The following is a 25923-nucleotide window of genomic DNA, read 5'->3' as shown; positions in this document are numbered from 1 at the left end:
GTTGAGGTGTTGGTGGCCGCGGCCTTGCAGCCTCTTCCTAAGAACCGGGGACGGGATGAGCGGCTGGTCGTGGCTTAGCTTCGGCCCACGCGGGCCTCGTGTTCACGAAGACCAATTTTGACAGGATCAACAGGATTCACCGGATGAAGACAGGTCGATTTAAAATCCTGTTTATCCTGTCGATCCTGTCAAAATGCTGCTGACCACTCTGTCGCGTTTGAGTGCCGCATTGCCTTCGCCTCGGGCTGTCGCTCCGCGAGCCGGCTACATTCAAGGCAAATACAAGCGTGCCAACGGGGCCATTATCATTCCGTGCCGCGGAGCCTCATTAGTTCGGCGTGCGCCTCGGCGAACTCCTTCGGGACGCGGGTGCGAACGGCGTCCCACTCCGGGGTGGTGAGCGCGTCCGCGTTGCGGAATCCCGCTTTCACCGCGGCCCGCAGCGACGAGACCGCGCACTTCGCGCTATAGTTCCGCGCCGACTCGGTTCCGCTGTCGGTCAGCGCGGTGCACCCGGCGTATGTCGCCGCTACCGCGAACCAGTCCTCCGCCGACTTCGCGTCCTCGGCCAGCAGGTCGGCGACGTTCGCGGCGTCGGCCGCGCGCCCGGCGCGGAGTTCGATCTTCGCGATCACCCGCAGCGCCTCGTTCCGCACGCCGTCGAACTGCTTCTGCTTCAGGTTGCGCGGGTTGTTGATCCCGCTGCGCACCGCCGCCAGAAACAGCAACTTGTCGTTCGCCAAATCGACCACCGGCCCGAGCAGCGGGTCGCCCTTCATCTGGTCCACGTCTTTCAGCGCGTCGGCGTACGCGCGGTCGGCCTGGTCGAACTGCCGCACCTCGGTGTACAGGTCGCCGACCCGGACGCGGGCGAGCGCCAGCCGCAACCGCCCGGCCTTCGTGCGCTCGGCCGGCTTGTCCCACACCTCGTCCCACAGCTTCAGTGCGGACCGCGCCGCCGCCAGCGCGCGGTCCGCGTTGCCGACCGACGTGTAGAAGCCGGCGATCCGCTCCCACGCCTCGGCCTGCTCCTCTTTTGCCTGTTTGTTGCCCGGGTCGAGCCGGGCCAGCGCCTGGAACCGCGAAAGGGAGTTCTGCCACACCAGCAGCGCCCCGGTCGGCCGGCCGGCGCCCGCGAGCACCTGCCCCCACTTCCCGTAGGCCACCGCCAGGTCGCGCGTCGTGCCGCCGCTCGCCCCGTTCGCCCGGGTCAGGTCTACCAGTAACCGGGTTGCCTCGGAGGACAGCGTGTTGGCCGTTGCAGGTTTGCCCGCCGCGCAGCACGCGTCCGCTTGCTTGTACAGCACCACCGCGAGGTCGCGCTTGGCGCTCGCCGAATCGGGGTCGCCGGTCGCGGCCGTCCGCCGCAGCGCCTCGCTCTCCTTGAGCGCCTCGAGCGCGCCGAGCGGGTTCTTGAGCGCGAGCCGGCCGTCGCCGACGCGCTCGAGGCTGCGGGCCAGTTCGGTGCCCGTGGCGGCGCTCTCGGCGTCGAGCGTTTTGAGATTGCGTAGCAGCGCCAGTCCCGCTTGGTACTCGTCCAACCCCTTCGTCACGAGGTCGGTGCCCGCGCCGCGCCGCGCGCGGGCGCCGGCCAAAAGCGCGTCCCCGTGCCGCTCGCACGCCTGTGCCAGGTCCCGCTGGGCCTTCGCCGACTTGGGGTCCATCTTCAGAAGCTGTTCGCACTCGGCCCGGGCGCTCCGCGTGTTCTCGACCGCCGCGTTCAGATCGCCGGTGCGGATCTGGACCTGTCCCAGGCGCCCGTACACGGCCGCGAGGTCGGCGCGGGCGCCGGCGTTGTCCTGGTCGTCGGTCACGAGCTTCCGGAGCACCCCGGCCGCGTCCCGGTACTTCTTCTCGGCCTCGGTCATGAGGGCGCGGTCGAACAGCACCTCGCCCAGCCGGGCGTGGCCCGCGGCCAGTTCGCGCCGGACATCCGGGTGGAGCGGGAAGTCCCGGTGGACCGACTCGCGGGCACGGAGGGCCTCTTCCGCGCTGGCCCGCGCGTCCGCAGTCTTACCGGTGCGAAGCTGCAGTTGGGCCAGCGCGTCGAGGCTGTCGCCCCACTCGCGCTCGCGGTCGCGCTTCTGAACTTGCTTTTGCTCGTCGGTCAGGGCCGGGTCGGGCGGGCTCTGCGACAGCCGCCGGCGGATCTGTTCCGCGTTTCGGCAGTCGTCGATGGCCCGGCCGGTGGCGCCGAGTTCCAGGCGGATCGCCGCGCGCCGGGCCTTCGCCGCGGCCACCTCTTGTTGGATCGCGGGGTCCCGGTCCCAGCCGGGGATCGCTTCGAGCAACTGGATCGCCCGGTCCACGGCCGCCTCGGCGGCCTTCGACTGGCCCACGGCGAGGGCGCCGGCCTGTGCGACCAGCGCGCGGGCGAGGTCGCGGTCCGCCTCGCGACGGTCCGCGGCGCGGGCCTCGGGCGTGCGTCCCGTGGCTTTCGTTGCCTGCTCTTGCACCTGTTCTGCGATCCGCACGGCCTCGGCGAACTGCTGCTTCGCGGACTCGGTCTTGCCTAGGAGCTGGTACACCTCGCCCATCTGTCTGTGCGCCGCGACGAGCGTGGCGTCGGCCCCGATGTCGCCCTCGCCCTTCTCAGCGACGAGCTTTTGTAGCCCCTCGGTCGCGTCGAGCAGCAGGCGCTCCCGGATGGCCTGCATGTTCTCGCGGTCGGCGAGCTTCTTGTCGACGTCGCGGATCAGCGTGTTGTAGGTGTCGACCGCCTTCTTGTACCGGCCGCGGGCGAGGTCGCGGGCCTTCCGCTCTTGGTCGCGGGCGACGCCCGCTTCGTCGCGCTGCCGCGCGGCCTCGTCGCGCTGCCGGAGCGTTTCTTGCTGCTGGACGCCCAGCGCGTCCAGCGCCTCGGCGGTCTCCTTGCGGGCCGCCTCGGTGCGGCGCTGCTCCTCGATCGCCCTCTGCTCGCCGAGGTACACGGCCCACGCGATGCCGCCGGCCGCGAGCAGCCCCGCGAGCAGCAGCGACACGCCCGCCGCGATCCGACTCGGGTGCCGGCGCGCCCACCGGGCGAGCCGGGCCAGCGGCGGGTCCCGGTACGCGGTGACGGGCTCGTCCGAGAGCCACCGCTCGACGTCCGCGGCCAGCTCCTGCGCGGTGGCGTACCGCTCCTCCTGCCGCAGCGCCATCGCCTTTTCGCAGACCGCCGAGAGCGGCTTCGGGCAGTCGGCGCGGACCCGCGCCGGCGGCTCGAACGCGCCGCGCCGCACCAGCTCCAGCGTTTCGTTGGGGCTCCGCCCGACGAACGGGGCGCGGCCGGTGAGGATCGCGAACAGCGTCGCCCCGAGCGAGTACACGTCGGCCCGCGGGCCGACCTTGTCGACCTCGCCGGCGGCCTGCTCCGGCGGCATGTACGACGGCGTGCCGACGGCGGTGCCCGCCAGCGTCATGTGCGACGGCAGGTCCGTGGCCTCCGGGTCGTGCCGGAACCCGCTCTCGGCCTGCGCCTTCATGACGCGCTCGAAGTCGGGGCCGTCGGCGAGCGACTTCGCCAGCCCCCAGTCCACGACGAGCACCTCGCCGAACTTGCCGACCATCACGTTGGCGGGCTTGATGTCGCGGTGGATGATGCCCTTCTCGTGCGCGTAGGCGATCGCCTGGCACACGGCCACGAACCGCGACAGCAGCTTCCGGAACGCGACCGTGCGCGGCACCGCCTTCTCGGCCGCGGCGGCCGCCGCGGGCGGCCGGGGCTCGCCAACCTTTGCTTCCCCACCGTCCGTTTTTTCCGTCTTCTCGGACCCGGCGGCGCCGCCCGCCGTTCCCGGGCTGTGGTACCGGTCGATCTCGTCCTTGAGGGTCTCGCCGCGGATGAACCGCATCGCGTAGACCGGGCGCCCGCGGGCGTCGTTGACCAGCCCGAACACCGGCACCACGCCGGGGTGGTCGAGCCGGGCGGTCAGCTCGGCCTCGGTGAGGAACCGGCGCCGGCTGCCGGGGTCGTCGGCGTACCGCGACTTGATCCGCTTGACCGCCACCTCGCGGTTCAGCTCGGTGTCGCGGGCGGTGAACACCTCGCCCAGGCCGCCCGAGGCGTGCAGCCCGCGGAGGGCGAACCGGCCGACCATCGTGCCGGTCTCGTTGGGCGCGCGGCGCCCGGCCCCGGGCGCCGCGGTCGGAACGGTGTCGTGGGACAGCGGGTCCGCGCTTCCGGCTTCGGCGAACCCGCTCGCGGGGCTCGGCAGCGTCGCGTTCGGGTCGGCGTCGGCTTGCGTGCTGTGGGTCCGGGGCGCGGCCTGCGTGACATCGGCGTTAGAGCGCTCGGTGTCGAGCGGCCGCGCGCCCGATGCGAAGGTCGCGCTGTCGTCGGCCGCGGGTGCGGGTGCGGGCGACTGAACGAGTGTGGCGTCGGCCCCAATCGGGTGGGTAGGTGCGGGGACACGGGCCGGAAACGACGCCCCGCCGAACCCGCGCGGGCGCTGGGGGGCGGTGGGCAAGGTCGGGGCCGCCGGGACCTTCGGGGGCGGCGGGGGCGGGAACAGCGGCGGGAGCGTTTCGGCCGCGGAGGGGATCGGCTCGATCGGGATGCCGGCGCCGTCGAACAGTACCGGTTCTGCGGCCACTTCCGCCTGCACCGGGAAACCGGGAGCGGAAACGAACGTACCGCTCGCGGCCCGCGAACCGTTTGAGCTTGGGGGGGCCGGGGCCACGGACGGGAGCGTCTCGTCGGCCGAAACGGGCGCCGCGGCGGAGCCCGGAGTGCCGAACCGGACCGGGGTCGAAAGCTTGCTTTCGTGTCCGCGGGTCGTCCGAACCACGTTCGAGCCGTTCAGGGGCGCGGGCGGGGACGTGTCGCCGACCGGAGCGGGGTTCACCGTCACGTCCGAGGGGAGCGGCTGTGCGGGCGTGTCCCCGGCCCCGGCTTGGGGGGACTCGGGTGCGGGCGGTGCCCCGGGCACGAGCGTTGGCTCGACCTCGTTCGTATCGCGCGGTGAGGCCATGACCGACGGTCCTCCGGATGGAGGGGTTAGGAGACTGATAACGTAACCGTTCGCGCGACGTTCGGGAACAGCAGCGGGGGGAGAAAGGTCGGGGAAATGTGCGGGCTGGGGAGGATAAACGGGCGGGCCGCGGTCGCCCGCCTGGCGCCACGGACGAGGCCGGTAAAACCGAATCCGGTAAAAGAGTAACGGCCCGGCAGGGCATGCACCCGCCTGCGTCAGCAGGCGGGTGCAACCTTTAGCGCCCGAGCTTGCTGAGGTTGACGAGGAACTCGGTATTCGATTTCGTCTTCGTCAGTTTGTTAACGAGCCCCTCCATCGCCTCGACCGGGCGCATCTGCAACATGCTGCGGCGCAGGAGGGTGATCTGCTCCAGCGCCTCGGGCGGGAGCAACCGCTCCTCCTTGCGCGTGCCCGAGGCGCCGAGGTCGATGGCGGGGTACACCCGCCGCTCGGCGAGCGCGCGGTTGAGCACGAGTTCCATGTTCCCGGTGCCCTTGAACTCCTGAAAAATCACGTCGTCCATCCGCGAGCCGGTCTCGATCAGCGCGGTCCCCAGGATGGTCAGCGACCCGCCCTCCTCGAACGCGCGGGCGGCGCCGAACAGCCGCTTCGGCACGTCCAGCGCCTTCGAATCGACCCCGCCGGACATCGTGCGGCCGCTCCCGGAGGTCTTGTTGTACGCCCGGGCCAGCCGGGTCAGGCTGTCGAGCAGCACCACCACGTCGCGCCCCTGCTCGGTGAGCCGCCGCCCCCGTTCGACGACCAGCTCCGCGAGCCGGGTGTGGTTCGCGGTGTCGCGGTCCGAACTGGACGCGATCACCTCGACCGGCGCGGCCGCTAGCGGCGCCCCCGGGACGGCCTCCGCGGGCGGCTTGCGGATGATGTTCCGCTTGATGTCGGTGACCTCTTCGGGCCGCTCGTCCACCAGCAGGATCATGAGGTGGACGTTCGGGTGGTTCGTGAGGACCGCCTGCGCGATGTGCGTGAGCAGGACGGTTTTGCCGCTCCGCGGCGGGGCGACGATCAGGCCCCGCTGGCCCAGCCCGATGGGCGTGAACAGGTCCATGACGCGGGTGGTGAGCGGCTCGGGGCCGGTCTCGAGCCGCAGCCACCGGGTGGGGTCGACCGGGGTGAGTTCGTCCCACACGCGGCGCCGGAACGTCTTGGGGTCGGCGCCCTCGACCTCGGTCACCGCCGCGAGGCGCGGCCCCTGCCCGCGGCGCGGCGGCTCGAGCGACCCGCCGAGCTGCACCCCCTCGGCCAGGTTGAGTCTGCTGATGAGCTGGCCCGGGACGTAAGGGTCGGTGGGGGTCGGCGCGTAGTTCCGGGCCGGGTTGCGGAGGAACCCGTGCCCTCGTTGGTGCATCTCCAGCACGCCTTGCGCGCTGCTGCGGGGGTCGGACATCTGGGACTCTACTCTCGTACCAGTAGTCGCGGCGACCGAGCGGCGGTCGCGGCGGAGCAAGAACAGGGGAACGGCGGTCGCCTGACGCGGGACGGGTTTTGAGCGTCATCGCTGGCAAGTCGAGTAGGATTCTATCCACTCCCGGCGGGTTACGCGAGAGAGAAGTTGCCGCGAGTTTCGCCCGGCGGTTTCGGAAGGGGAGGTCCGGTACACCCGGTGGTGCCGGGGCTGGCCTGTTTGATGCCTTTGCCGGCCGCTCAGCGGGACGTATGCGGGACGGCACGGAGATGCCGTGCGCCGGCTCAACTTGGGGCCGGGAGTGTTGCACGGCGCCGCGACCTCATCGCCGGCCCGCGGCGAGTGGTCCCGTAACGCTTGCAGCAAGTAGTTCGGCACCCCAATCTCATGTACCCCACGGCCACATCGGGGCAACCTTTTCGGGCCACCCCCTGGCGTTCCTGGCCTGGGAGTCGGTAATCATGCCAATTTCAGTCGTTTCAAGTTCCAGGTTCCAAGTTCCAAGTCGGAACCCAGTTGGTCAAAAGCGGCGGCGATTCGTGTCGCTCATGACTCCACTTGGAACCTGGAACTACTGGACTTGGTAACAGTGGTGCCGTGGCAACGCCTTTCCATGCGGAGGTTGGTGGCTCAGGTGATTGGTAAATGCGCGGCCGATGGATAATCAATTTTAAATGCGTGCGATATTCTATCGGATCGAGCCAGCGACGGTGCCGCAGCTGTCAGGGTTTTACTGACGCGATGTGTATTAATTGAATGTTCGCGCAGTGTGACCTATGGATTCGGAAGGTGTGCCATTGCCGCTCACTGGTGCGTCGGCGGTGGCACTTGTCTCCACGTGAGTTCCGCCGGTTTTTCCGGCCTTCATGGTTGCGCCCCATTCGCAAGCAGGGGCGAACAGGGCCCATTGCAGCCCCACCCCGACGCCACCTGACGTTCCGAACGCGTTTTGATCTGTCAAAGCGCAGGGGCTTTTGTGCGGGGGGACGCCGGGCGGTTCGCCGGCCACCCGCACGGATCGGTCGACGGGACGTGAGTTTATTCGTTTAGTGGTGATCCCGAATAGTGGATTGGAAAACTGACGACTCGGCCGGGCCGCTCGGAGCGGGAACCAAGCGGCTCGTCTCGACTCCTGCTACTTGAATTTGAGCCACCAATATGACGCTCGCGCACCGGTTCCGAAACGTGAGCCTGAAGTGGAAACTGTCGGCCGCCTTCGTGACGCTCGGCCTGCTCCCGATGGCGGCGGTGATTTACGTCGCGGACGCGAGCGCCCGCGAGGAGCAACAGGCCCGGTGCGGGAGGTTGTTGGGGCTGCGGGCGACGATCACGATGGAGATGCTCGAGCGCGACTGCGCGGAACGGTGCACGGACGTGCAATCGTTTGCCTTCAGCCCGATGGCACGCGGCACCCCCCAGCAGACGACCGCCGCCGCCGATTACTACATGCGCGCGTTCAAATCGTACGACCTGATGGTGGTGGCCGACCGCGACGGCAATGTGATCGCCGTTAACACAGTCGACGGCCAGGGCCAGCCGGTCGAAACGGCCGCCCTGCTCGGCCGCAGCGTGAGGGACGAGGACTGGTTTCAGGCGTGCGTCCAGGAGCGGGTGCCCCAGGGCGAGTGCTTCGCGCGGGACCTGTACGAGGACAAGTGGGTGGCCGAAGTGTACCGCTCACGCGGCCTGGCGCTCAACTTCGCCGCACCCGTGCGGGACGAGAAGGGGAAGGTGGTGCGCGTGTGGTCCAACCGCGTCTCCTGGGCGCGCACCGTGGAACCGATCTTCAAGACGATCGCCGACGAGGGCACGGAGGGTCAACTGCTCTCCCGCTCCGGGGTGTTGCTGAGCGATTACGACCCCAAGGCGGTTCTCTCGTTCAACCTGCGCGACGCCGGGCTGATCGCCGCGGCGCGCGTCGCCGAGGGCAAGAGCGGGTTCGTTGTGGAGCGGCACAAGCGGCGGAAGGTGATCCAGGTCAACGCGTACGCCGCGTCGAAGGGGTTCGGCAACTACAAAGGGTTCGGCTGGGGGGTCCTGGTCCGACAGGACCAGGACGAGTTGCTGGCCGCGTCCATCGCCACCCGGCGGCAAATGCTGCTCGTCGCGGCCCTCGGCGGCGGGCTCCTTTTCGGGGCCGCCCTCTGGCTGGGGGGCTCCATCGCGCGGCCGCTCCGGAGGCTCATGACCGCGTTCAGCGAGGTGGCGAAGGGCGACCTGACCCCGCGGGCCGAAGTGACCGGGGGCGACGAGGTCGGGCAGATGGCGGCGGCGTTCAACACCACCGTAACCGGCATCCGCACCGCCATCAAGCAGGACCACGTGGACTGGGAGGCGCTGGGCCAGCAGCAGGAGCAGAACGCGGACCTCATCAGCCAACTGGTCTCGGTGAGCAGGGTCCAGGCGGTGATCGAGTTGAAACTCGACGGGACGATCGTGACGGCCAACGAGAACTTCTTGGCCACGATGGGGTACCGGTTGGACGAGATCCGCGGGCGGCACCACCGGATGTTCGTCGACCACGACCAGGCGGCGGGTCCCGAATACCGGGCGTTTTGGGCCAAGCTGAACCGCGGCGAGTTCGTCTCCAGCGACTTCAAGCGGCTCCGCAAGGACGGCACGGAGGTGTGGCTCCGGGCGTCGTACAACCCGATCCTTACCCCCGGTACCAACACCCCGTATAAGGTGGTGAAGTTCGCGACCGACATCACCGCCCAGAAGCTGATCGAGGAGCGCGCCAAGGCCGACGCCGTCGCGCTCCAGAACAAGGTGGATATGATCGTGGCCGCCGCGCACGCTCTGGCGGGCGGTGATTTTACCGTGGCGATTCCGGACCTGGGCACCGACGCCGTGGGCCAGATGGCGCGGTCCCTGAACGAAGCCGTGGCCAGCGTGCGGGCCGCGCTGGAGGGGGTGCAGGAGGTGTCCGCGCAACTCGCCGACGCGTCCGTACAGTTGTCCAGCGCCAGCACCGAGATCTCGTCGGGCGCGCAGGAGCAGGCCAGCAGTCTCGAAGAAACGGCCGGCACGCTACAAGAAATTACGACCACCATCCGGCGGAGCGCGGAGAACGTGCAGCAGGCCCGGCAACTCGCCAGCGGGTCCAAGGAGGTGGCCGAGAAGGGCGGTCAGGTGGTGAGCGGCGCGGTGGATGCCATGGGCGAGATCAACGCGTCGAGCAAGAAGATCGCGGAGATCATCACGACCATCGACGAGATCGCGTTCCAGACCAACCTGCTGGCGCTGAACGCGGCGGTCGAGGCGGCCCGGGCCGGGGAGCAGGGGCGCGGGTTCGCGGTGGTCGCGGCCGAGGTCCGCAACCTGGCCCAGCGAAGTGCCACCGCGGCCAAGGAGATCAAGGCCCTGATCCAGGACAGCGTGAAGAAGGTGGATGCGGGCACCGAGCTGGTGAACAAGTCCGGGACGGCCCTGGCCGAGATCGTCACCAGCGTGAAGCGGGTGACCGACATCGTCACCGAGATCGCCGCCGCCAGCAAGGAGCAGTCCGCCGGCATCGAGCAGGTGAACAACGCGGTGTTGCAGATGGACACCTCCACCCAGCGCAAGGCCGCGCAGACCGAGGAACTGTCTGCCACCGCCCAGGCCCTCACCGAGCAGGCAACCCAGCTCCGTGATCTGGCGGCCCGCTTCAAACTCAACGATTCCGGGCCGGCACGCGCAGCGGTGCCGCCCGCACCCAAGTCTGCCAAGAAAGCAGCCCACCAGTTCCGGTCGGCGGGGAACGGGAACGGGGGCGGGCGCCGGCCGGCCCACCAACTCGATGCTTCTGGCGCTGGCGGAGGGTTCACCGACTTTTGATACACGTATCCGGTAATATTGCTGCGTCCTTGACGAGCCGCGACCGCCAGGGAGCGGGGTACGTGGCACCGCCACGGCGTTCAGTTGTTGGAGAACGAACAGGCCCGGTGCGAGCCCTTCCTGACCGCTCCAAGGGTCATGGCTTCCATGACCTGGGGCCGTAAATCGGCCGGGATCATCGCTTCGACCAACCGGTCCGGAACGGTTCGGATTATGTCCTCGGAAAGGTCGAGCAGCCGCAGGGACAGGCCCGCGGAACGGGTCTGGTTACAAAACCACCCGAGCAGCAGCAGCGCCTTGCCGGTGAACGACGTGACTCCGGCACAGTCCAGCGTGAGCTTACAGGAATGGTTAGCCTGAAGCGCGGCACACGCGTCGCGCACGACTTGGAGCAACTCGGGTTCGTCCACCTGACCGCGGAGCACGAACAACTGGGTCACTGGTCCGGGCATAACTGGTTCACTCCTGTTACCGGTGCGTAGTCGATTAATCGCGGCGGGCGCTGCCGAAGCAGGAATCGGAAGCGCTCCAGGCCCCGTCGGCCGTTGCGTTCCCATGCACCACCAGCGCCGCTCGGCAAGCGGCCGGGGATGTGTGTAACGTTTGGGAACGAGCCGCGCAGCCACGGCTCGCTCCTTGTCCAAGTGCCCGGGGTAGTGTCGCTTGTGTTGACGAGCCGCGACCGCCGGGGAGCGGTGCCACGTACCCCGCTCCCCGGCGGTCGCGGCTCGTCAACACAAGCGACACCCGTTGCAGGCACATGTATTAGAACTCGCTGAACCCTTCACCGCCGAGCGCTTCCAGCTCGTGACTGCCGGCGTGACCGTTGCCGTTGTGTTTGCGCTGCGCGAGGGCTTTGGTGACCGCGGGGCGGGGCCGCGGGGCCGCCGGTGCCTTCGCCTGCCGGGTCATCAGTGCGGGCCGGGCGTGCCCGAGTTTAAACCGTGCGACGAGGTCGCGGAGCTGGGCCGCCTGCTCGGTCAGGGTCTGTGCGGTGGCGCTCATTTCTTCAGTCTGGGAGGCGTTCCGCTGGGTCACGGTGTCCATCTGGCTGACCGCCGTGTTCACCTGCTCGATGCCGGCGGACTGCTCCTTGCTGGCGGCGGCCATCTCGGTGACGATGTCGGTCACCCGCTTCACGCTGGTGACGATCTCGGCCAGGGTCGTCCCGGACTTGTTCACCAGCTCGGTGCCCGCATCCACCTTCTTCACGCTGTCCTGGATCAGGGCCTTGATCTCCTTGGCCGCGGTGGCACTTCGCTGGGCCAGGTTGCGGACCTCGGTGGCGACCACCGCGAACCCGCGCCCCTGTTCGCCCGCCCGGGCCGCCTCCACCGCCGCGTTCAGGGCCAGCAGGTTGGTCTGGAACGCGATCTCGTCGATGGTCGTGATGATCTCCGCGATCTTCTTGCTCGACTCGTTGATCTCGCCCATGGCGCCAACCGCGCCGCTCACCACCTGACCGCCCTTCTCGGCCACCTCGCGCGAGCCCCCGGCCAGTTGCCGGGCCTGCTGGGCGTTGTCCGCGCTCTGCTTGACCGTGGCCGTGATCTCCTGAAGGGCGCTGGCCGTCTCTTCCAAACTGCTGGCCTGCTCCTGGGCGCCGGACGAGATCTCCTCGCTGGCGCTGGACAGTTGGCCGCTCGCGTCGGCCAGTTGTTCGGACACCTCTCGTACCCCCTCCAGGGCCGTCCGCACGCTGAGCACCGCCTCGTTCAGGGAGCGGCCCATCTGGCCCATGTCGTCGTCGCCCAGGTCCGGCACGGTGGCGGTGAAGTCGCCGGCGGCTAGCGCCTGAATGGTGCCCTGGATGGTGCTGGCCTTGCGCCGCAGTTCCGCGGCCGCGGCGGCGGCGCGGTCCTGCCGCTCGCGCTCGGCGGCGGCCTCCCGCTCCATCCGCTCGCGCTCGGCGGCGGCCTCCCGCTCGGCCCGCTCCTTGTCCCGCGCGACGGTGGCCCGCTCGGCCTCTTTGGCCGCGGCCAGGCCGTCGATCGCCACGTTCAGCGCGGCCCCCAATTGCCCCACCTCGTCCTCCGACTTCACCTCCACCTTGCGGCTCAGGTCCCCCTTCGTCACGCCCTCGAGCACGGACACGGTCGCGGTCAGCGGGCGCACGACCGACGCGGTCAGCAGCAGCCCGAGCCCGACCGCGGCCAGTACCGCCCCGATGCTCACCGTCCATAGGGTCCGCCGGCCGTGATCGAACACCTCGTTGGCCTTGGCGTTCTCCTCCTTGCTGATCGCCTGCTGCCCGTCCAGCACCGCCATCAGCGCGGCGTTCATATCGCGCATGACCGGGGTCTCGCGGTCCAGCGCCTCCTCGGCCTTATTGAACTCGCGGCGGTCGATCAGCGCCCAGATCTCGTCGCTGAGCCGCTTCCACTCGGCGAACTTGGCCTCGAAGGCCTTCCACAGGACCGCCTCCTTGTCCGTCATCGGCATGGACGCGTACGCCTTGGCCCCGTCGTCGGCCTCCCGCCGCCCCTGCTCGCACGCCGCCTTGGCCGTGCCCAGGGTCGCCTCGTCGCCGCGCTTGCCGAAGATGACCGCGGTGCGCTCGGTGCGCTGGATCGCCACGATGTTGGTGCCCATTTTGCCCAGGGCCAGGGCCGAGGGGAACAGGTTGGTGTTGGCGTTGACCTGGCACTCGCGGAGCCCGTTGAGCGCGTCCATCGACTGGTACGCGAGGAACGCGCACGCCCCGGCGATGATCAAGAACCCGCCCACCAGGCGCGGCCCCAGCCGCAACTTCGACAGCGCCGCAAGGATGGAATCAATCACGAGTCGTGTCTCCTTCTGTGCGGTCGCGGGCCGCCCGGCGGCCGCGTGGAGCGCCCGGGACCGGCACGGCGCAGGGCCGACCGCCTAACCGAATTCTGAGCTAACACGCACAAGTACGATAGCGCGTATACAAGCCCGTCTCAGATAGGTTGATCGTTGTTGACTGAATAAATTTGACTAATTCGGAAAATATATCAATTTAAGAAATAGAATAATGTGATATTGATTGCAATTGACGGGGCGTTGCGCTTTTACGTGAGCTTGAAGGCGTGTAGATGCTGCGGCATGCGATATCAAATGGGAAATGGGTGTGAAGTAAACCTAGTAGTTACCCCAAGTCGCCAGGCACTTACACAGGCGCGGGATTTAATAATTGCGATTGTGCCAATTCGGTCATGGTTAATACCTGGCAAACTGGCGGTCTAGTGCTGGCGCACTCTATCTTGCTTGCTTGAGTGAAAGCACCGGTTCAGGTGACGCGAGCCGCGGCCCGGCTCGGTCATCCCGGTTCCTGCCCTCGCCGCCATGCACCTGCGACGCGCCGAGTAACTCGTCGAGCCGTTACCGGTGCCGGCGTATCGCCTCACGATCCACTCCTTCCTCCGCCAGGCGTGTCGCGCCCCGCGACGAGATGACAGCTTGCGCGCCGAGACAGGGGTTCCGTCCCGACCTCTTTCGGCCCAACGCGGCTCCGCAACAGGTCGGCACCGACGGCGTTGTGAAAGCGATCGCCACCCAGGTCCGTGCCGCGACGAGCCGAGATTACGGCTTCTGAAGCGGCACCGTCAGCATGGACGGGTGGTGTGTGCCGGCCGATCGGCGCGGCCGAGAGATGTGACGCGGTGCGTGTTTGGGTTCCGGCGGCTGGTGGGGGCCGGCTTGCCATCTGTAACAGTAGACGCCCACCGATGGGAGGCTGGAGTTTCAACAGTGGGATCAGCCCTCCGTACCCGGTCCGCCATCGGACGGCTCCACTCCGATCGGGAAGGTGGTGTGACGTTCGGGCCGTAATTCCGCCGGGCGCATCGACAGAACGGGATGGCTGCGGGCGATGGGGGGCCGACTGGACATTGGCTACCGTCCGACTACCGGCAAACTACCTGTTCGCTGGGCGGTTGCTACCACCAAAATCGTGTCGGCGTGGACCGACCCGCGGCCCGGCAGACGCGAGAATCGGTCCCGTCGCAACAGGATATCGTATCGATAAGGCGTTACCAGGACGTTATTTACGAGCGGTTATCGGCGTGTGCTGTGTCGCTGTGGTGCGTGAAGTCGGTCGCCGTGCGACGTGCGTGCGCGGGCCGCTCAAACTTCCGGAAGTCCGAAACAGCCAAAATCGGGTATGGTAAGTCCTGATTTACCGACGGCGCGCCTCGCCACACCTGGGACTGACGCTCAGGTAGCGGTCGCCTTCCGCGCCACGCTCACGGGCGTGGCATCCGTTACTCCTCTCCGGGGCGGTTCGATGCGTGCTCTCTCCGCCTGTGTTCTCGCGCTTGTGGTTACAACCGCGGTTCATGCCGACGAACCCCGTTCGCTCCCGAAGCTCAAGGTGAGCGACAACAAGCGGTTTCTCGTCACCGCCGAAGGGAAGCCGTTCTTCTACCTCGCTGACACGGCCTGGGAACTGTTCCACCGGCTCGACCGCGAGCAGGCCGGCAAGTACCTCAAGACCCGCGCCGCGCAAGGGTACAACGTCGTTCAGGCCGTCGCGCTCGCCGAGTTCGACGGGCTTAACGAACCTAACGTCTACGGCCACAAGCCGCTGATCGACAACAGCCCCGCCAAGCCGAACGAGAAGTATTTCGAGCACGTGGACTGGGTGGTGAACCGGGCCGCGGAGCACGGCATTTACACCGCCCTGCTGCCGACTTGGGGCGACAAGTGGAACAAGAAGTGGGGACAAGGGCCGGAGGTCTTCACGCCGGAGAATGCCGAAGCCTACGGCGCGTGGCTCGGGAAGCGGTACAAGGACAGGCCGATCATCTGGGTCCTCGGCGGCGACCGGCCGGTCGAAACGGACGCGCACAAGCGGATCACCCGCGCGATGGCCAAGGGGCTCCGGGCGGGCGACGGCGGCGCGCACCTCATCACCTTCCACCCGACCGGCGGGAGCGGGTCGTCAACGCCCTTCCACAACGACGACTGGCTCGACTTCAACATGCGGCAGAACGGTCACCAGGCCGAGTTCACCGGGCGCTACGACAAGACGCTCGCCGATTACAACCTGCGCCCTGCCAAACCGGTCCTCGACGGCGAGCCGATCTACGAAGGGCACCCGGTGTCGTTCAAGGCGAAGGAGTTCGGCCACTCCACCGCGGCCGACGTGCGGCGGCCCTTCTACTGGGATGTGTTTTCCGGGGCGTGCGGTCATACTTACGGGCACCACTCGGTCTGGCAGTTTTACGCGAAGGGCCGTAAGCCGGTGAACAGCCCGCTCGTCACCTGGGAAGAGGCGATCGAACAGCCCGGCGGCAAGCAGATGCAGCACGGCCGCCGGCTCATCGAGTCGCGCCCGTACCTCACCCGCGTCCCCGACGATTCGGTGATCGTGGCCGACGAGGTCGGCACTTCCGTGCCCGGCGCCGGCACGCGGCGGTTCGCTGCCACCCGCGATGAAAAGGGGACGTTCGCGATGGTGTACGTCCCGATCGGCCGCCCATTTACCGTTGCGATGGGCAAGGTGACCGGGCCGAAGGTGAAGGCGTGGTGGTTCAACCCGCGGGACGGCAAGGCGACCGCGGTCGGCACCTTCCCGAACACCGGCACCCGGACGTTCACCCCGCCCGCCGACGGCGAGTTGCTCGACTGGGTGCTCGTACTCGACGACGAGTCGAAGAACTTCCCGGAACCGGGCGCTACACCGCGGTAGCCGATCCGCTTAACGCCGACCATCACGCGCTCGCCCGCTGGCGGGCGCTCACCCCGGGAGCCCATCGTGCCGCACACGCGACGCACTTTTCTGACATCGGCGGCTCTTGGTGCTATGGGGCTGCAAGCCTTCGCCGAACCGCCGCCGGTGCCCACGACCGGCGCCGAGAACGCGAACCTGGAGCCGTTCGACCAGCTCTTTCAGTCGTTCCTGGCCCGTCACAAGTTGCCCGGCGCGGCGGTCGCGGTCGCGCGCGGCGGGAAACTCGTGTACGCCCGCGGGTTCGGGTTCGCCGACGCCGAACAAAAGGTGCCCGTTGCACCGGACGCGCGGTTCCGCATCGCCAGCGTGTCCAAACCGATCACCGCGGTTGCGGTCCTGATGCTCGCCGAGCAGGGGAAGCTCAAGCTCGACGACGCGGTACTGAAGTACATCAAACTGAAACCGGCACCCGCGAGCGGCGTCGAACTTGATGAGCGGTGGCAGAAGGTGACCGTCCGCCAGTGCCTCCGGCACACCGGCGGTTGGGACCGGGACCGTGAGGGCGGGTTCGACCCCATCGCGGTCCCGGGGCGCGTCCGGCGCGCGCTGAAGCTCGACGGCCCGCCAACGCCCGACGACATCGTTCGTTACATGATGGGACAGCCGCTGGATTTCGGCCCCGGAGCGCGGTTCGCGTATTCGAACTTGGGTTACTTGGTTCTCAGCCGGGTCCTTGAGGCCGTGACCGGGCAGCGGTACGAGTCGTGGGTGAAAAAGCACGTGTTCGGGCCGCTGGGGGCGACCACACCGGCACTGGCCCGGGGGCTGCCCGAGAACCGTTCAAAGGCCGAAGTGTCGTACCACGACGCGAAGGGGCGCAAAGGCGCCTGTCTGTACCCGCCGCGCGCCGGACGCCAGGTGCCACTGCCGGACGGGGCGATGAACGTCGAGGCGTTCGAGGCGCATGGGGGGTGGGTCGCTTCGGCCGTCGATCTGGTCCGGTTCGCGTCCGCGTTCGACGGGGCGCGAACGTCTCCGCTCCTTTCGGGCGCCAGCATCCGAGACATGTGGGCGCGGCCGGACGGGGCCGCCGGGTTCGGACCCGACAAGAAGCCGCGCGAGGTGTACTACGGTTGCGGGTGGAACGTGCGCCCCGTCGGCGACGGCAAGCTGAACGCGTGGCACGACGGGTGGATCCCCGGCACCAACACGCTCCTGGTTCGGCGGTGGGACGGCTTAAGCTGGGCGGTGCTGTTCAACACCGACTCGACCCCGGAGGGCGACGCCCCGTCCGGGTTGATCGACGCCCCGGTTCACCGCGCGGCCGGCAAGGTGCAGAAATGGCCGGACGGCGATTTGTTTGAGAAATTTATGTGAGTCCAATGACGGCTGGACAGCACCGCGAATTGTCGTTACGTTTTCCGAACTTTGAACTGGCGAGCGGGGCAAGAGCCGGCGCGATTTTTCTCCCACAATCGCGCCGAATTTTTTCAATCAAAACCGCTCGTCGGGGCAAGTATAGGGCAAGCGGAGCGTAAAATCGCGGTCCGCAGGATAATGCCGAATCGGTCCGGGCGAACAGGTGAGTGTTAGCCAGCTCGGTACCGATCGTCTCTGGTTTGGGTGCGTCGCCCGCGTACCCGCTCTCCGAGGTTCCCATGCGCCGCCCTTCTCGGTTCTTGCGCCGTCACCCACTTCTGGTACTCACTGCGCTCGGCATCACGTTCGCGGCCTGGATCTGCTGGGACGCGTTGAGCCCTGCCGAACCGGAAGCCGCGCCTGAGATTACGCTCCACCCGCGGCTCGCTCCGACCGCTATCAGCGAGGAGGCGGTTTTTCCAGTGATCACGCCGGAAGGAACAGCCCAGGCGCTACCGAGGCTGAAGACCGGTATGTCGCGGACCGAAGTGGAGGGGTTGGTCGGTGCGCCCACCTCGGGTAACATTTCCCCGGCTACCGTTGCCGATGGGCGGGTGGTGTATCGTACCCAGTACGAAACTGACCTCACGCCGCTCGCCACCGTGCGCCCGATCCAGCGTTCCCTTCCCCGGCGCCCGAGCCCGTCTTCGACGCTCGTGACGCTGGAGTTCGATGCGACCAAGCCCGGGCACCCGCTCGTCGGCATCTACTACCCTGATCCGCTCTTCTGATCGGCATGTTGTTTCCGCTGTCGCGTTCGCCCGCTCGGGCGATCCGCCTTGACCCGTTCTTTCGTGCCGCGGTATGGATCACACCTCCGGGTCGGTCGGTTCGCCGCCACGGCCCGTCCGCCGCGACCACGCGAAAGGACCGGCACAGCCATGTTCGGGCGCTCGTCCCTGGTTCCCCCGCAACTGACGCCCGCGATCCCGACCCTGCGCCCGATCGCAGTAACCGAGCCGCCGCGGCTGCGCCCGAGCCGGAACCGCACCCGGGGTGCAAAGGCCCGGCTCACGCTGGCGTCGTTCGCCGCGATTCTGGTGGCCGCCAATGCGGCGTTCGCGGTCGCGCTCGACGCGCGACTGCCGCTCGTCCGGTTCCCCGAGTACGGGCACAGGCTTGCATCCGTTCAGCGGCTCCGGGCCGAACACCCCGACCGGCCGCTGGTGCTGGCCGTGGGCAGTTCGCGCACACAGATGGCACTGAACCCGGCCGCGACGGGGCTTCCGGAGGGACCGCGGGACCCGCTGGTGTTCAACTTCGGGCTGGCCGGCGCGCTTCCGGTCCATCACCCGCTCGGGTACCGCCGGCTCCGCGCCGACGGGGTTAAGCCGGACGCCGTCATCGTCGAGATCTTCCCGGCGCTGCTCTGCGTTCCGGACGCCGCCCACACTGTCTATGCAGAGAACGGGGCGGGGCTGACCGCTGCCGAGCTGGCGACCCTGGCCCCGAACACGCACGACCCGGAGCCGGTCCGGCGCTGGATTCAGTCCCGGGCGTTCGGACCGGCCGCGCACCTCCAAAGTATTCAGCACCAAGCCGTACCGGACCTGTTCCCGGACCCCTACTGGGTGCCGCTGAGCGCTCGGTTCCCGAGCGGAACCGGGTTCCACGCGTTCCCGGCGAAAGAGATTCCCGACGCAGACCGGCAGCGGGCGACTGATAAGGCGGTCGGTGCGTACCGACAGATGTGCCGCGAGATGCCGTTGCACCCGATGGCGGAGCGGGCGTACCGGGAGGTGGTCGCGGCGTGCCGGGCCGACGGGGTGCCGGTCGCTCTGTACCTCACCGCCGAAGCGCCGCTGTTCCGTGAACTGTACACGCCCGAGTCCCGCGCGGCCCTTGCCGCGTTCGTTCGAGTGTTCACCAGTGAGCTCGGCGTCCCCGTGTTCGACCTGTCCGACGGATGGGAGACCGGCGACTTCTGGGACGGGCACCATATGCTTCCGGGCGGTGCCGAGAAGTTCAGCCGCCGGCTCGCGGACCGGCACTTGCGGCCGTGGCTCGCCACGGTACTGCCGGGGCGGTGATGGCGCTGCGGCGCCGAACAGCGAGTTCGGCCCTTTTCGGCGTCCCGTTAGCATGGCGCCGCCTGTGCGGACGGTACGGGCCCGCGCGACCGGTCTGTATTGACCGGTTTTTCTATGCTCCTTAGATTGGGAATCTGGCGCGGTCGGTGCGCCCCGGCATGACTCCGGGCGGGCGCAGCGACTTTCGCGCACGAGGATTAACGCAATGGCGACGGCACAGACCGGGATGGAACCGACGTTCTTCGAGAAGCTGGGCGACAAGTTCAACGCCTTCGTCGAAGCGTGCGTGGGCGTCATCTCCCGGCTGGCGGGCGGGTCCGCCGACGAGCGCCGCATTCGGGGCATCGGGTACGTGCGCCCGCGCGGCGCCGCGGTCCACACCGTGGTGCCCGGCTCGGCGCTCGCGAAGGTGAACGAACTCGAACCGAAGATGCAGGCGCTCACCGACGAGCAACTCAAGGGGCTCACCGCCGAGTTCCGCGAGCGGCTCAAGGGGGGGGCCACCCTCGACCAGTTGTTGCCCGAGGCGTTCGCCGCGGTCCGAGAGGCCGGCCGGCGCACGAAGGGCATGCGCCACTACGACGTGCAGGTGGTCGGCGGCGCGGTGCTGCACGGGTACGGCACCGGGCTGGGCAGCATCGCCGAGATGAAGACCGGTGAAGGCAAGACCCTCGTCGCGACGCTCGCCGCGTACCTCAACTCACTTGAGGGGCAGGGCGTCCACGTGGTCACCGTGAACGACTATCTGGCGCGTCGCGACTGCGAGTGGATGCTGCCCATCTACTACGCGCTGGGTGTGAACGCGGCGTACATCCAGAGCGACATGGACCCGGAGGCCCGGCGCCGCGCCTACGAGTGCGACCTCACCTACGGCACCGCCTCCGAGTTCGGGTTCGACTACCTGCGCGACAACATGAAGATCGCGCGGCACGACGACGAGAACTACCACCCGTACTACCGGCAGGTGCAGCGGGCGCACCACTACGCCATCATCGACGAGGTGGACAACATCCTCGTCGACGAGGCCCGCACCCCGCTCATCATCAGCGGCCCGGCCTTCTCCGACGCCAAGCGGTTCGCCGAGGCCGACAAGGTGGCCCGCGCGCTGACGGAACTGGAGCGCAAGGCGCGGCGCGACATCGTCGCGGCCGGCACCATGAAGGCCGGCGGCACCGAAGGGGACGGGCTGACGCTGCTCGCCCCGCTCGACCCCGCCAAGGTGGACCCGCAGAACCCGCCCCCGAAGGGCGTGTACTTCGAGATCAAGGAGAAGGAGCGCACCTGCCATCTGACGGATGCGGGCGTGCGCAAGGCCGAAGAGCTGGCGGGGGTCGAGAGCTTCTACACCGCCGGCAACATGGAATGGCCGCACCTGATGGACAACGCGCTGAAGGCGCACCACCTGTACCAGATCGACCGCCACTACATGATCGACCGCGACGCGCGGGAGAACAACGAGCTGTCGATCGTCATCATCGACGAGCACACCGGCCGCGCGATGTACGGCCGCCAGTGGTCCGACGGGCTGCACCAGGCCGTCGAGGCGAAGCACACCAAAGACGGGGTGCAGATCAAGCAAGAAACGCAGACGATGGCCACGGTCACGCTGCAGAACTTCTTCAAGCTGTACAAGAAGCTCGCGGGCATGACCGGCACCGCGAAGACCGAAGAGAACGAGTTCTGGAAGATCTACAAGCTTGACGTGGTGGCGATCCCCACCAACAAGCCGATGCTCCGCATCGAGCACAAGGACCTGGTGTACCGGACCGACAAGGAGAAGTGGGACGCGGTCGTTAACGAGGTCGTGGAGATCAGCAAGAGCGGGCGCCCGATCCTGATCGGCACCAAGGACGTGGACAAGAGCGAGAAGCTCTCGCAACTGCTGAAGCGCCGGGGGGTCAAGCACGAGCTGCTTAACGCGAAGCCGGAACACGTGGGCCGCGAGGCCGAGATCGTGGCCCAGGCGGGGCGCATCGGAGCGGTCACCATCTCCACGAACATGGCCGGCCGCGGGACCGACATCATCCTCGGCGGCAACGCCGAAACGCTCGCGTGGGCACGCCTCAAGCAAGCCAAGGACGCCGACGGACGGCCCCTATACCCCACGCGCCTGGAGGTGCCGAACGACGTGTGGGCCGCGACGATCGGCGAGATCGAAGCGAAGGAGAGGATGAAGGAAGAGGGCCGTAAGGTCGCCGAGATGGGCGGGCTGCACATCCTCGGAACCGAGCGGCACGACTCCCGCCGCATCGACAACCAGCTCCGCGGCCGCGCCGGCCGCCAGGGCGACCCGGGGTCGAGCCGGTTCTACCTGTCGCTCCAGGACGAACTGATGCGCCTGTTCGCGGGCGAGTGGGTCGGGAACGTGCTCACCCGGCTGGGGATGCAGGAGGGCGAGGCGATCGAGTCCGGCATGGTGAGCCGGCGCATCGAGAAGGCCCAGAAGAAGGTCGAAGAGTACCACTTCGACCAGCGCAAGAACCTGCTCGAGTACGACGAGGTGATGGACCTCCAGCGCAAGCGCGTGTACGGCGCGCGCCAGGAGATCCTGGACGGCATGAACCCGCGGGCCATGATCCTGGACATGATCCGCACGCAGATCGCCGACGCGAGCGCGCGGTTCCTGAACGACAGCTACGGCGCCGCCAGCTTCGCCGAGTTCGCCAGCAACCGGCTAGGCATGGAGTTCGCCGCGGGCGATTTCCGCACCTCCTCCTACGAGGACGCGGCGCGCCTAGCGATCGAACAGGCGCTGGCCAACGTCGAGACGTTCATGCAGGAGCGGCTCGAAGAGAACCTCGGGGCGGACGAGGACCCGAAGGACTGGAAGTGGTCGGAACTGACCCGGGCGGTTAACGCCCGGTACGACCTCAAGCTGACCGAAAAGGAGCTGCGCAAGATCGCGCCCGACAAGCTCGCGGAACACCTGGGCGCCCAAGCCGAGGCCGCGGTGAACGCGGTGAACCTGGACGAAGGCGCGCGGTACCTCACGCGCACCTACGGCGCCGAGGCACTCGCCGAGTGGCTCCGCCAGCGGTTCGGCGTGAAGATCACCGCCGAGGAGATCGTCGCCCGGGGCGACGGGAGCGAGCTGAACGGGTACCTGTACCAGAAGGTGCGGGCCGCGTACCGCGAGAAGGACGTGGAGTTCCCGGTGCGCGTGGCGATGCAGAACTTCATGTCCGACAAGCCGGCGGCCGGGCAGCAGCGGTACGACCGCGACGGGCTGTACCGCTGGAGCGCCCAGCGGCTCGGGACGGTGCTGGCGGCGCGGAAGCACGGGCCGCAGGTGCTCGCGGACTCGAACGGGTTCTTCGCGGTCGCGTTCCAGGCGCTGGAGGAAGAGGGCTGGACCGAAGAGGTGATCCGCACGGAGCCGCGGTCGAAGCTGCGCGAGCGGCTCACCGCTCTGGCACCCAAGGCGATGCCGGCTGCGGACATCGACGAGATCGACGCCCAGGTGACCACAACCTTCAGCGGCGCCAAAGTCGCCGACCCGGAAGACGCCAAGGAGCTGACCGATTGGGCGCAGCGCGAGCTGGGGCTGACGCTCGACGCCGCGAAGCTCACCGGGCGGAGCGCGGTCGAGGCGCGGCACATGGTCCTCAACGCCTACGACGAAAAGTACCGGCCGGAGATGCACTCGGTCGAGCGGCAGCTCGTGCTGGAGCAGATCGACAGCGCGTGGAAGACGCACCTGCTGGTGATGGACAACCTCCGCAGCGGGGTGGGGCTGGCGGGCTACGCGCAAGAAGACCCGAAGATCGTGTACAAGCGAGAGGGGATGCAGGAGTTCGACAAGATGTGGGCGGGCATCCGCGACCGCATCACCGAAGCCGTCTTCCGGATGGAGGAGATGGGCGACGAGGAGGCGCAAGCGGCGCTGTGGGCCGGCGCCCGCGCGACGCACGCCGCGGCCATCAGCGCGACCCAGGCACGTCAGGCCCAGCTCGATGCATCACAGCAGCAGACCAACACGTCGGGCGGGGGGGAGGCGAAGAAGACCGACCCGATCCGCAACGAGGGCAAGAAGGTGGGCCGCAACGACCCGTGCCCGTGCGGGAGCGGCAAGAAGTACAAGAACTGTCACATGAAGATGGAAGCTGGTAAACGCTGATGAGCAGACGATACGAGTGCTCCGTCCACGCTAAATTTTCGGGTCGAAGCGTCCCACTTTGCCCGAACTATCTGTGAGTGCCGCATCAGTGACCCGAAAATTTAGCGTGGACGGAGCACTAGGCCGTGTGGACAGTCACGATTAGCTTTCGACGTAAGTCTTGAATTATCTTGGTGTAATATCACAACTGTCGCCAGGGGCTCGGCCATCGCAACCGATTACCAGGCATCGACTTGCGAATCGACTGTCCACACGGCCTAGAATGCCGGTGGCGGATTGCATTTTTGTGCTTGACACCTCCCGTGTTAATCTCACTCCAGTCACTATCAACTGGAGTTCCTCGCCATGCTCCGCACTGGATTGGTAGGATTTGTTGGCTCTTGCTATTGGATTGAGTGTTTGCGTTGCTTCTCAAGATGCTCAGGCCGCAGCCCCTTCTTTTTCTTGGGGCAGTTACAAGGGCGATGACGGTAATCAACACACCTATCCGCACTGTGTTGCTATCGCCAGTCAGAACGGGAAAGTTAATTTCGACATCGTAAGCGTTCACCGGTGATGCAGGTGCATATCAACAGTTGGCGAGGAGTGGGCTCACGATCGGTGACTGTTGGGCCTGGCCCGGGATGAGCGTCGGTGCTTTGGCTCCGGTGCGATAGGCGGTGACGGCATCGGTGAGGAACGCCAGGACATTACGCTCCTGTCGGCGGCACGAGGCGATGACCGTGAGGATCCGTTCCACGAACTAGCTCCCCTGCTCGCTCTCGGTCCCGAAGCTCGCTTTCCGCCAGCACACCGCGTGACGCACCTCGCGCTCGGCCGCGTTGTTGGTCGGGTCCACACCGAGGACCCGGGGGAACGTCCACATGAAGTTCCCCACGAATGGTAGGCAGCGGGAAAGCGGTGTAAACTCTGATCACGAGGAGACACACCGATGGCTGGCAAGCGGAAGACGTACACGCCGGAGTTCAAGCTCGCGGCGGTGAAGATGATCACCGAGCAGAAGCTGTCGGTGGCCGAGGTGGCTCGGCGGGTGGGCATCACCGAGAACCGGCTCCACGACGGGCAGAAGGCCCTCGCCACCAAGGGCGTCGATGCGTTCCCCGGCTCCGGTCACCTCACGCCCCAGGAGGAGGAGATCCGCACGCTCCGGGCCGACGTCAAGCGGCTCGACGCGGAGCGCGACATCCTCAAAAAAGCGACGGCGTTCTTCGCCGCCCAGACGAGCGGACCTTCGCCTGGATCGAGGAACGCGAGGCCGAGTGGCCCATCGCGTTGATGTGCCGCGTGCTGGAGGTGTCGCGGTCCGGATTGTACGCGTGGCGGTCACGCGATGTCAGTGCGGCGGAACAGCGGCGCGAGGAACGGACCGAAGAGGTGAAGGCGATCCACGCCGAAGTGAAAGCTCGCTACGGGAGCCCACGCCTCCACGCCGAACGGGTCAGCCGAGGGCACGCGTGCAGCGTGAACTTCGTGGCCCAGGTCATGCGGGAGGCCGGGATCGCCGCGAGGACGAAGCGGACGTTCAGGCAGACGACGGACTCCAACCACGGGTTGCCGGTGGCACCGCACGTGTTGGCTCGGGCGTCCGACCCGGGCGAGCCGAACACGCGCTGGTGTGCGGGCCTCACGCACATCCCGACCCGTGAGGGGTGGCTGTACCTGGCGGTCGTGGAAGACCTGTGCCGCCGCCGAATCGTGGGCGGGTCGATGTCGGAGACGATGACCCGTCGATTGGTGGTGGATGCCCTGGAGATGGCATTGGCCGCTCGTCTCCAGGGGTCTTCGGGTGCGGGCCTGGTGGCGCACTCGGATCGCGGGTCCCAGTACGCCCGCGCGCACGACCAGCGGCGACTGAAGGAGGAGGGGATCACGTGCCGCATGAGCCGCCGGGGCAATTGCTGGGATCACGCGGCGATGGAGAGCTTCTTCGCCAGCTTGAAAAAGGAGCTGGTTCACGACCAGGACTACGTCACCCGCGCGGAGGCCAAGGCGAGCATCGTCGAGTACATCGAGACGTTCTACAACCGGGTCCGAAGGCACTCCGCGCTGGGCGACGTTGCCCCAGGTGAGTACGAGCGAACGTATAACCAAACCCACCGCTAGAAACTGTCCACTTTTCGTGGGGAACTCCAGTTCGCCGACACCAAGTACCACAACCACGCCCTGTACGCGTGGGTCCAGACCATGCGCCCTGGGAACTGGAGATCGTGCGCCGCCCGGAGGGCTCAACGGGGTGGGTGAAGCTGCCGATCCGGTGGACCGTGGAGCGCACGTTCGCGTGGCTCGGCCGGTGCCGCCGCCTCACCAAGGACCGCGAGAAGACGGTGCGGTCCTCGGAGGCGTTCGTTCAACTGGCCATGATCCAGCTCATGCTGAACCGACTTCAACCCAAATACGCGGATCCCGAGTTCCGCTACCATCTGGTGGCTTAATTACCACATATGGGACAGACTCTGAATGCGGCGGCGAAAACCGCAAACGCGAAGACGGACCGATGCTGACTGGCAGGCCGGCCAGCATCGGTC

11 protein-coding genes and 2 pseudogenes are annotated in these 25923 nt (G+C 67.6%); 8 read left to right on the top strand and 5 right to left on the bottom strand.

The genetic code is table 11. The features are described from left to right. Positions 1-305 precede the first annotated feature (305 nt). Together GobsT_RS38555 and rho are read right to left on the bottom strand one after the other, a co-directional pair. Complete coding sequence (locus GobsT_RS38555) at positions 306-4952, bottom strand: serine/threonine protein kinase (RefSeq protein ID WP_010035625.1); 4647 nt, start codon at positions 4950-4952, stop codon at positions 306-308. 238 nt (positions 4953-5190) lie between these two features. Further along, positions 5191-6360 carry a transcription termination factor Rho gene (gene rho / locus GobsT_RS36120; protein WP_010035630.1) on the bottom strand — a complete coding sequence of 390 codons (1170 nt, stop codon included), beginning with the start codon at positions 6358-6360 and terminating at the stop codon, positions 5191-5193. A 1176-nt stretch (positions 6361-7536) separates the two neighbouring features. Here rho and GobsT_RS40310 point away from each other — a divergent pair. Further along, positions 7537-10197 carry a methyl-accepting chemotaxis protein gene (locus tag GobsT_RS40310; RefSeq protein ID WP_010035632.1) on the top strand — a complete coding sequence of 887 codons (2661 nt, stop codon included), beginning with the start codon at positions 7537-7539 and terminating at the stop codon, positions 10195-10197. Positions 10198-10277: 80 nt separating this feature from the next. Here GobsT_RS40310 and GobsT_RS36110 read toward each other — a convergent pair whose 3' ends face one another. Both GobsT_RS36110 and GobsT_RS36105 read right to left on the bottom strand, forming a co-directional pair. Beyond that, positions 10278-10649 (bottom strand): STAS domain-containing protein, encoded by a 372-nt coding sequence (locus GobsT_RS36110; RefSeq protein WP_148087994.1) that lies wholly within the window; start codon positions 10647-10649, stop codon positions 10278-10280. A 313-nt stretch (positions 10650-10962) separates the two neighbouring features. After that, positions 10963-12978 (bottom strand): methyl-accepting chemotaxis protein, encoded by a 2016-nt coding sequence (locus GobsT_RS36105; RefSeq protein WP_010035636.1) that lies wholly within the window; start codon positions 12976-12978, stop codon positions 10963-10965. Between the two features lie 1465 nt (positions 12979-14443). On the opposite strand from GobsT_RS36105, the gene GobsT_RS36100 reads away from it, so the two are divergent. The 5 genes from GobsT_RS36100 to secA all read left to right on the top strand — a co-directional run bounded on the left by GobsT_RS36100 (position 14444) and on the right by secA (position 23398). Beyond that, positions 14444-15850: a glycoside hydrolase family 140 protein gene (locus GobsT_RS36100; RefSeq protein WP_010035642.1), complete on the top strand. Its 1407-nt coding sequence runs from the start codon at positions 14444-14446 to the stop codon at positions 15848-15850. Between the two features lie 114 nt (positions 15851-15964). Beyond that, entirely contained in the window at positions 15965-17209 is a 1245-nt protein-coding gene (locus tag GobsT_RS36095) for a serine hydrolase domain-containing protein (protein ID WP_010035646.1), read from the top strand. Positions 17210-17490: 281 nt separating this feature from the next. Further along, complete coding sequence (locus tag GobsT_RS36090) at positions 17491-17982, top strand: hypothetical protein (protein ID WP_010035649.1); 492 nt, start codon at positions 17491-17493, stop codon at positions 17980-17982. 150 nt (positions 17983-18132) lie between these two features. Then, complete coding sequence (locus GobsT_RS36085; protein ID WP_010035652.1) at positions 18133-19281, top strand: hypothetical protein; 1149 nt, start codon at positions 18133-18135, stop codon at positions 19279-19281. Between the two features lie 205 nt (positions 19282-19486). Next, on the top strand, positions 19487-23398 hold the full coding sequence (secA, locus tag GobsT_RS36080; RefSeq protein WP_010035653.1) for a preprotein translocase subunit SecA: 3912 nt from the start codon (positions 19487-19489) through the stop codon (positions 23396-23398). Between the two features lie 568 nt (positions 23399-23966). Here the strand turns inward: secA and GobsT_RS36075 are convergent. Further along, positions 23967-24263: pseudogene (locus GobsT_RS36075) on the bottom strand (IS66 family transposase); the annotation flags it as partial. A gap of 66 nt (positions 24264-24329) precedes the next feature. Here GobsT_RS36075 and GobsT_RS36065 point away from each other — a divergent pair. Next, positions 24330-25501 (top strand): annotated as a pseudogene (locus GobsT_RS36065) (IS3 family transposase). 104 nt (positions 25502-25605) lie between these two features. Further along, positions 25606-25830: an IS5/IS1182 family transposase gene (locus tag GobsT_RS36060; RefSeq protein WP_010035661.1), complete on the top strand. Its 225-nt coding sequence runs from the start codon at positions 25606-25608 to the stop codon at positions 25828-25830. Positions 25831-25923: the final 93 nt, after the last annotated feature.

The organism is Gemmata obscuriglobus (genome assembly GCF_008065095.1).
GTDB lineage: Bacteria > Planctomycetota > Planctomycetia > Gemmatales > Gemmataceae > Gemmata > Gemmata obscuriglobus.
This window is presented reverse-complemented; position numbering and strand designations above follow the sequence as displayed.